At 67.8% G+C, this 6,688-nt stretch carries 5 protein-coding genes; 3 read left to right on the top strand and 2 right to left on the bottom strand.

The window, feature by feature from the left end:
* Positions 1–82: 82 nt before the first annotated feature.
* Positions 83–721: a LysE family transporter gene (locus PMI14_RS27640; protein ID WP_007859720.1), complete on the bottom strand. Its 639-nt coding sequence runs from the start codon at positions 719–721 to the stop codon at positions 83–85.
* A 167-nt stretch (positions 722–888) separates the two neighbouring features.
* Between PMI14_RS27640 and kefC the strand changes: the two genes are divergently transcribed.
* Positions 889–2,772 (top strand): glutathione-regulated potassium-efflux system protein KefC, encoded by a 1,884-nt coding sequence (gene kefC / locus PMI14_RS27635; protein WP_007859719.1) that lies wholly within the window; start codon positions 889–891, stop codon positions 2,770–2,772.
* A 7-nt stretch (positions 2,773–2,779) separates the two neighbouring features.
* On the opposite strand, the gene PMI14_RS27630 is transcribed toward kefC, so the two are convergent.
* Positions 2,780–2,986 carry a hypothetical protein gene (locus tag PMI14_RS27630; RefSeq protein ID WP_035206075.1) on the bottom strand — a complete coding sequence of 69 codons (207 nt, stop codon included), beginning with the start codon at positions 2,984–2,986 and terminating at the stop codon, positions 2,780–2,782.
* Positions 2,987–3,239: 253 nt separating this feature from the next.
* On the opposite strand from PMI14_RS27630, the gene PMI14_RS27625 reads away from it, so the two are divergent.
* Together PMI14_RS27625 and PMI14_RS27620 are read left to right on the top strand one after the other, a co-directional pair.
* On the top strand, positions 3,240–5,399 hold the full coding sequence (locus tag PMI14_RS27625; RefSeq protein ID WP_007859717.1) for a TonB-dependent siderophore receptor: 2,160 nt from the start codon (positions 3,240–3,242) through the stop codon (positions 5,397–5,399).
* Between the two features lie 28 nt (positions 5,400–5,427).
* Positions 5,428–6,558 (top strand): PepSY domain-containing protein, encoded by a 1,131-nt coding sequence (locus tag PMI14_RS27620; protein ID WP_007859714.1) that lies wholly within the window; start codon positions 5,428–5,430, stop codon positions 6,556–6,558.
* Positions 6,559–6,688 lie beyond the last annotated feature (130 nt).

Here is a 6,688-nt window from a genome sequence, read left to right as displayed (position 1 = left end):
GCACTGGGGGCGTCCCCCTCCCGACTCGCGCAGCGAGGAGAGAGAGGGGGAAGGCGCGAAGCGACTCAGGGGGTGCTTCATCTCATGCGTGTTGACCGCCGCGCTTGACGAAGAACAAGCCGGCGCCCACCGCCATCAGCAACCCGCCGAACACCCGATTCTGCATGCGCAGGGCACGCGCGCTGCGCATCAGGCGGCGCATGGCGCTGGCGCCTGCCGCGTAGCCGTGCATCACGGTCACGTCCACGGCCACCGTGGTGGCGGCCATCACCAGCAGCTGAGTCCACAGCGGGCGCGTGTCGGTCATGAACTGGGGCAGCACGGCCACCATGAAGATGATGCCCTTGGGGTTGGTAGCATTGGTCAGGAAGCCCGTGAGGCAGCGCTTTTGCCAGGTGCCCGCGGGCACCTCTTCGTCGCCCTGCAGGGGCGAGGCATCGCCCGCGCGCCACTGGCTGAAGCCCACATAGATCAAATAGCAGGCGCCCAGCACCTTGACCACGCTGAAGGCCAGCTCCGAAGCCAGCAGCAGCGAGCCCACGCCCGCCCCTGCGATCAGCAGGATGAGCAAGAGCCCCAGCTGCAGACCGAGGATGGTGGCGCCCGTCTTGCGCACGCCGAACGACAGGCCGTGGCTCATGGACAGCACCGCGCCAGAGCCCGGAGACACAGCAATCAGGCACGAGGCCGCGAAAAAAGCCAACCAGGTCTGGAAATCCATGGAGCACACACCACACAAAAAGCAAGGGCGCGTATCTTATCAATGCGGACGCCCCCCATGGCTTGCGGGCCTATTGCGCTACCAAAAGCGGAGCACGGCCGGCGATGCCAGAATGGGAAGGCCGGGATATCCCTCACACAACATACCACCCCGGCCCGACCTGCCCCATGGAACACGCACCCACCTGGCTCACCTACGGTTTTCTGTACCTCACGGCGGCCGTGCTCGCCGTGCCCATTGCCCAGGCCCTGGGCCTGGGCGCCATCATCGGCTACCTGGCGGCGGGCATCGCCATCGGGCCCTGGGGCCTCGCCCTGGTGAGCAATGTGCAGGACATCCTGCACTTCGCCGAGTTCGGCGTGGTGCTCATGCTGTTTCTCGTCGGGCTGGAGCTGCAGCCCAGCCGTCTGTGGGCGCTGCGCCGCCCCATCTTCGGCATGGGCACGGCCCAGGTGCTGGGCTGCGCGGCCGTGCTGTTCGCGCTGGCCTGCCTGGTGGGCCTGCCCTGGCGCGTGGGCCTGGTGGGGGCACTGGGGCTGGCGCTGTCGTCCACGGCGATTGCCCTGCAGACCCTGGCCGAGCGCAACCTGATGCGCACCGCGAGCGGGCAGGCGGGCTTTTCCATTTTGCTGTTCCAGGACGTGGCGGCCATCCCCATCCTGGCGCTGCTGCCGCTGCTGGGCGCCGCAGCGGGCGCTGGTGCCGCCAGCCACTCACCGGTCGAGGTGCTGCTCGAGGTGGGCAAGATCGTCGGCGTGATCGCCGCCATCATCCTTGGCGGCCGCCTGCTGCTGCGCCCCCTGCTGCGCTGGATCGCCAAGAGCCGCACGCCCGAGGTCTTCACCGCCGCAGCGCTGCTGCTGGTGGTGGGCATCGCCATGCTGATGGTGATGGTGGGGCTGTCGATGGCGCTCGGCGCCTTCCTGGCCGGCGTGCTGCTGGCCGACAGCGAGTACCGGCGCGAGCTGGAGGCCGATATCGAGCCCTTCAAGGGCCTGCTGCTGGGCCTGTTCTTCATTGCCGTGGGCATGAGCATCGACTTTGGCGTGCTCATGCGCTCGCCCTGGCTCATGGCTGGCATCCTGCTGGGCTTTCTGGCCTGCAAGGCGGTGGTGATCTATGCGCTGGCGCGCGCGGTGGGCATCCCCTACCAGGAGCGCCCCGTGTTCACGCTGCTGCTGGCCCAGGGCGGCGAGTTCGCCTTCGTGGTGTTCCAGGCCGCCGCCGGCGCCCAGGTGTTCCCCGCCGAAACCGCCTCGCTGCTGATCGGCGCCGTGGCGCTGTCGATGCTGTTGAGCCCCTTGCTGCTGGTGGTGCTGGACCGCGTGCTGCTGCGCCGTTATGCGAACCTCAAGGCGCCCGCCGCCGAAGAAATCTCGGAGCCGCAGGACGCGCCCATCCTCATCGCCGGCTTCGGCCGCTACGGCCAGATCGTGGCGCGCGTGATGCTGATGCAGGGCATACGCACCACCGTGCTCGACCACAGCGTGGAGATGCTGGAGGTGGCGCGCACCTTCGGCTACCGCGTGCACTACGGCGACGCCACCCGGCTCGACCTGCTGCGCATCGCTGGTGCCGGCCAAGCGCGCATCCTCGTCATCGCGGTGGACGACCCCGAGCAGTCCGTGAAGATCGCCGTGCTGGCGCGCAAGCACTTCCCGCACCTGCAGGTGGTGGCCCGCGCGCGCGACCTCACCCACTGGAACAATCTGCGCGACGAAGGCGTGACCCTGGTGCAGCGCGAGCTGTTCGAGTCGAGCATGCACAGCGCCCGCACCGTGCTCGAACTCATGGGCCTGCCACCCGACGAGGCCACCGAGATGACCCGGCGCTTCAGGGAGCACAACATCGCCCTGTCGGACCGCATGTACCCGCACCACCGCGACCGCGCCAAGATGATCGCCGTGGCGCGCGAGGGGAGGAATCAGTTGGCGGAGCAGATGGCCAGGGAGCGGCAGGAGGCGGCGGAGGCGGGAGGGGACGCTGGGTATCCGGGGTATGGGGTGGGGGAACCCCCTGCCGATGGAGCGCCCGACACCCACAAGGGCTGAAGATCGGTTAGGCCGCAGCCTTGGACGGAAGCCGACGCCTCGCTTCGGCGATCAGTTCCTCGATGATTTCCAATGGAACATCGCAGTCAAACGTATTCAACGTCCAGCTGTGCTCAGCGTCTGAATAGAAGATTTCGGCAACGACAGAGGCTTGCCCCCGCACAGTCCAATGCAGTTCCAGCCCCATGCCATCGCGCTGAACATCGCTGACCATCAGCGTTGTATAGCGTGCTTCCCTGTGTTTTCGATCCATCGTAGTCCTTTGTACGGAGTAGCCCCGACAGTTTCCGAAGGGTCGAAGCGATTGCGCCTTGCCGTTGGCCCCACAGGCCAGCAGATCGACTTTACAGACCATCGCAAACGAGATTCATTCGCATTACAATCCACACCCTCTCGCAAGCCAAGTGTCCCGCAATCAGGATGCCCGCCAGCGCTCGCTGCTCCTGTTGTCATCCTGGATACTTTCCATGCCCTCTTCGCCCTCCCGCGCCGCGCTGCGTTCGCGCGCGCCTGTGTCCCGCACACCCGCCCGCACCGCCGGCCTGTTCGCCCTGACGCCGCTGGCACTGTGCCTGGCGCAATCCGCCTTTGCCCAAGCCGCTGACGCTTCCGCCACCACCGCGCCCCAGCTGCAGGAAGTGCGCATCAACGCCAGCACCGAAAAAGACATGGGCTTTGCCCCGGTCGAAGCCCAGACGGCCGGCAAGGCGCCCATGCGGCGGCTGGAGACGCCGCAGTCGGTGAGCGTGGTGACGCGCGAGCAGATGGAGTCGCGCCAGATCACCAATGTGCAGCAGGCGCTGCAGACCGTGGCGGGGGTAAGCCCCGTGAACTTTGGCCGCCGGGGTTTTGATGACCTGAACATCCGCGGCTTTCGCTCCACCGAATCGATTCTGGTCGACGGCCTGGTGCAGAGCCCCGGTATGTGGGCCAAGCTGCAGCCCTATGGCTACGAGCGCTTCGAGGTGCTCAAGGGCTCGGCCTCGGTGCTGTATGGCCAGGTGCAGCCGGGCGGCATCGTCAATGCGGTGAGCAAGCGCCCGCGCAAGGAGCCTTTGAGCGAGGTGGGTGTCGAAGTGGGCAGCTTCGGCCAGCGCACGCTGCAGGCCGATGTAAACCGGCCGCTGTCCGAGTCCGGCAAGACGGCGCTGCGCATCAATGCGCAGGTGACCGATGCCGACGACCCGACGCAGTTCGTCTACCGCAAGGACCGCTGGTTCGCGCCGTCGCTCTCCATCGACCTGGGTGCGCAGACCGACCTGGTGCTGTTTGCCACCTACAGCCGCAGCGAGTGGATGCGCCAGCAGGGCATCACGCCCTATGGCACGCTGCTGCCCAACCGCAATGGCACGCTGTCGCGCACCCTGTTCACGGGCGAGCCGGCCTTTGGCGTGTACGACGTGGAGAGCACCACGCTGGGCTATGCGCTGGAGCACCAGGTTTCGCCCGCGATGACCTTCCGCCAGAACGTGCGCTACGAGACCGAGAAGGGCACGGGCAATTTTGTCTCCAACCAGGCGCTGCAGGCCAACCAGCGGCTGCAGAACCGCAGCGCCTCGCGCCAGTACATGGACTACGACCTGCTGGCCACCGACACCTCGCTGCTCACGCGCTTCGAGGCGCTGGGCGCCAAGCACCAGTTGGTGACGGGCCTGGATGTGCGCAGCGGCCACAGCCTGCTGGCCAGCCGCAGCTGCTCCATCGCGGCGCTGGACCTGTTCGCGCCGGCCTACGGCGTGCAGGCCAACTGCCCGGCGGCGCTGACCAGCGATGCGCCCGGCAAGCTCACCGTAGCAGGCCTGTATGCGCAGGACCAGATCAAGTTCGGCCAGGGCTGGACGGCCCTGGTGGGCCTGCGCCGCGACTGGTCCACGAACGACACCGACAACCGCATCACCCGCGTGCAGACGCGCCAGAAGGACAGCGCCACCACGCTGTCGGCCGGCCTGGTGTACGAGTTCCAGCCAGGCTGGGCGGCGTATGGCAGCTATGGCGAGTCCTTCCTGCCCACCACGGGCCTGGCGTTCAACGGCTCGCCCTTTGTGCCCGAGACCGGCAAGCAGTGGGAGGCCGGTGTGAAGTACGAGGCCCCGGGAGGCCAGCTCACGGGTGCGCTGGCCGCGTTCGACCTGGTGCGCGAGAACGTGACCACTGCCGACCCGGTGAACACCGGCTTCAGCGTGCAGACCGGCCAGCAGCGTGCACGCGGGCTGGAGGTGGAACTGGGCGCCGACCTCAAGAACGGCATCAAGCTGACCAGCGCCTACACCTACACGCAGACCAAGGTCACGCGCGACAACAACGCGGCCATCGTGGGCCTGCCGCTCAACCTCACGCCGCGCCACACGCTCACGGCCTGGGCCACCTACAAGCTGCCACAGTACCAGCGCGTGACGCTGGGCCTGGGCGGGCGCTATGTGAGTGAGCAGATCGGCTCGTACCCGTTCACGCTGCCCTCGTACGTGGTGGCCGATGCCTCCATCAGCTACGCGGGGCCGAACTACCGCCTGACGGCCGGGGTGAAGAACCTGTTCAACAAGGCGTATTACGACGGCGCGATCAACGCCAACGTGGTCTCGCCCGCACTGCCGCGCAACTTCAGCCTGGGGCTGACGTACTTCTTCTGAAGCCGTTCACTCCCCACCGCCAGCCGAAATGACCAGCCAGCGCACCCTGAACCGCCTCTTCGTCCTGCACTCGTGGGCGGGCATCGTCACGGGCTTGTTGATGTTCATCGTCTGCTTCTCGGGCGCGGTGGTGGTGTTCAAGAACGAGATCGACCTGTGGGCCAACCCCTCGCTGGCCGGGCTGCCGCGCACGCAGCCGCCCGCGCCGCTCGATGCGGTGCTGGCCCAGCTGCAGGCGCGCTACCCGGGCGCCACGGTGGAGACCATCGCCCTGCCCGACGAGGTGAACCCCAACTACTTCGCCCACGTGCGCGAGCGCGGCGCCCCCGCCAGCCAGCGCACCAAGGTGGCCCTGCGCTCGGACACGGGCGCCGTGGTGGGCCCGGTGGACAGCCAGCTCGGCCAGTACCTGCGCATGCTGCATGTGTTCTTGTTCTTCGGGCCGCGCTGGATCGTGGGCTTCCTGGGCGTGGCCATGCTGGTGCTGATAGCCACCGGCATCGTCATCCACCGCAAGATCCTGGCCGAGCTGTTCACCCAGCGCTGGGGCCGCAGCTTTCGGGTGGTGATGTCGGACCTGCACAAGTCCGCCGGCATCTGGGGGCTGGGCTTTCACATCCTGATCGCGGCCACGGGCGCCTGGCTGGGGCTTGCGCCGCTGTTCGAGCAGGGAACCAAATACGTGATGGCGGGCGCGCCTGCGGCCAGTGCCGTGCGCAAGCCGCCCGCTGCCGAGCCTGCGCCCATGCAGTCGCTGGACGCCCTGTACCGCAGCGCGCAGCAGGCCGTGCCGGGGCTGCAGGCGCGCTATGTGTCGCTGCGCCGCTGGGGCACCAGCGCGGCCGAGGCCAGCTTTACCGGCGCACTGGCCGGCCACCTGGCCAGCACGGCGCGGGTGGACATGAACGCGGCCACGGGTGCGCCCAAAAAGGCGCTGGACCCGCGCACGGCCGGCTTCTGGTCGCTGGTCAATGGGCTCATGGAGCCGCTGCACTTTGGTGACTTCGGCGGGCTGGCCTTGAAGTGGCTGTACTTCATTCTGGGCATGACGCCGGCGTTTCTTTCGATCTCGGGCACGCTGATCTGGCTGGACTCGCGCCAGCAGCGGCGGCGCGAGGCGCAACAACAGGCGGGCGTGCCGCCAGGGCTGCAGGCATGACCAAGCACGCCACTCCTGGCGCCACTGCCACCTCTTTCGTGGTGCGCTGTTTCCTCGCGCTGCACGCCACCGTGCCCGCTGCCGTGCTGGTGGCCGTGCTCGTGCACCTGTGGCCACCGGCCGGCCTGCC

This window comes from Acidovorax sp. CF316 (assembly GCF_000276605.1).
In the GTDB taxonomy this organism is placed as follows: Bacteria; Pseudomonadota; Gammaproteobacteria; order Burkholderiales; family Burkholderiaceae_C; genus Acidovorax.
This window is presented reverse-complemented; position numbering and strand designations above follow the sequence as displayed.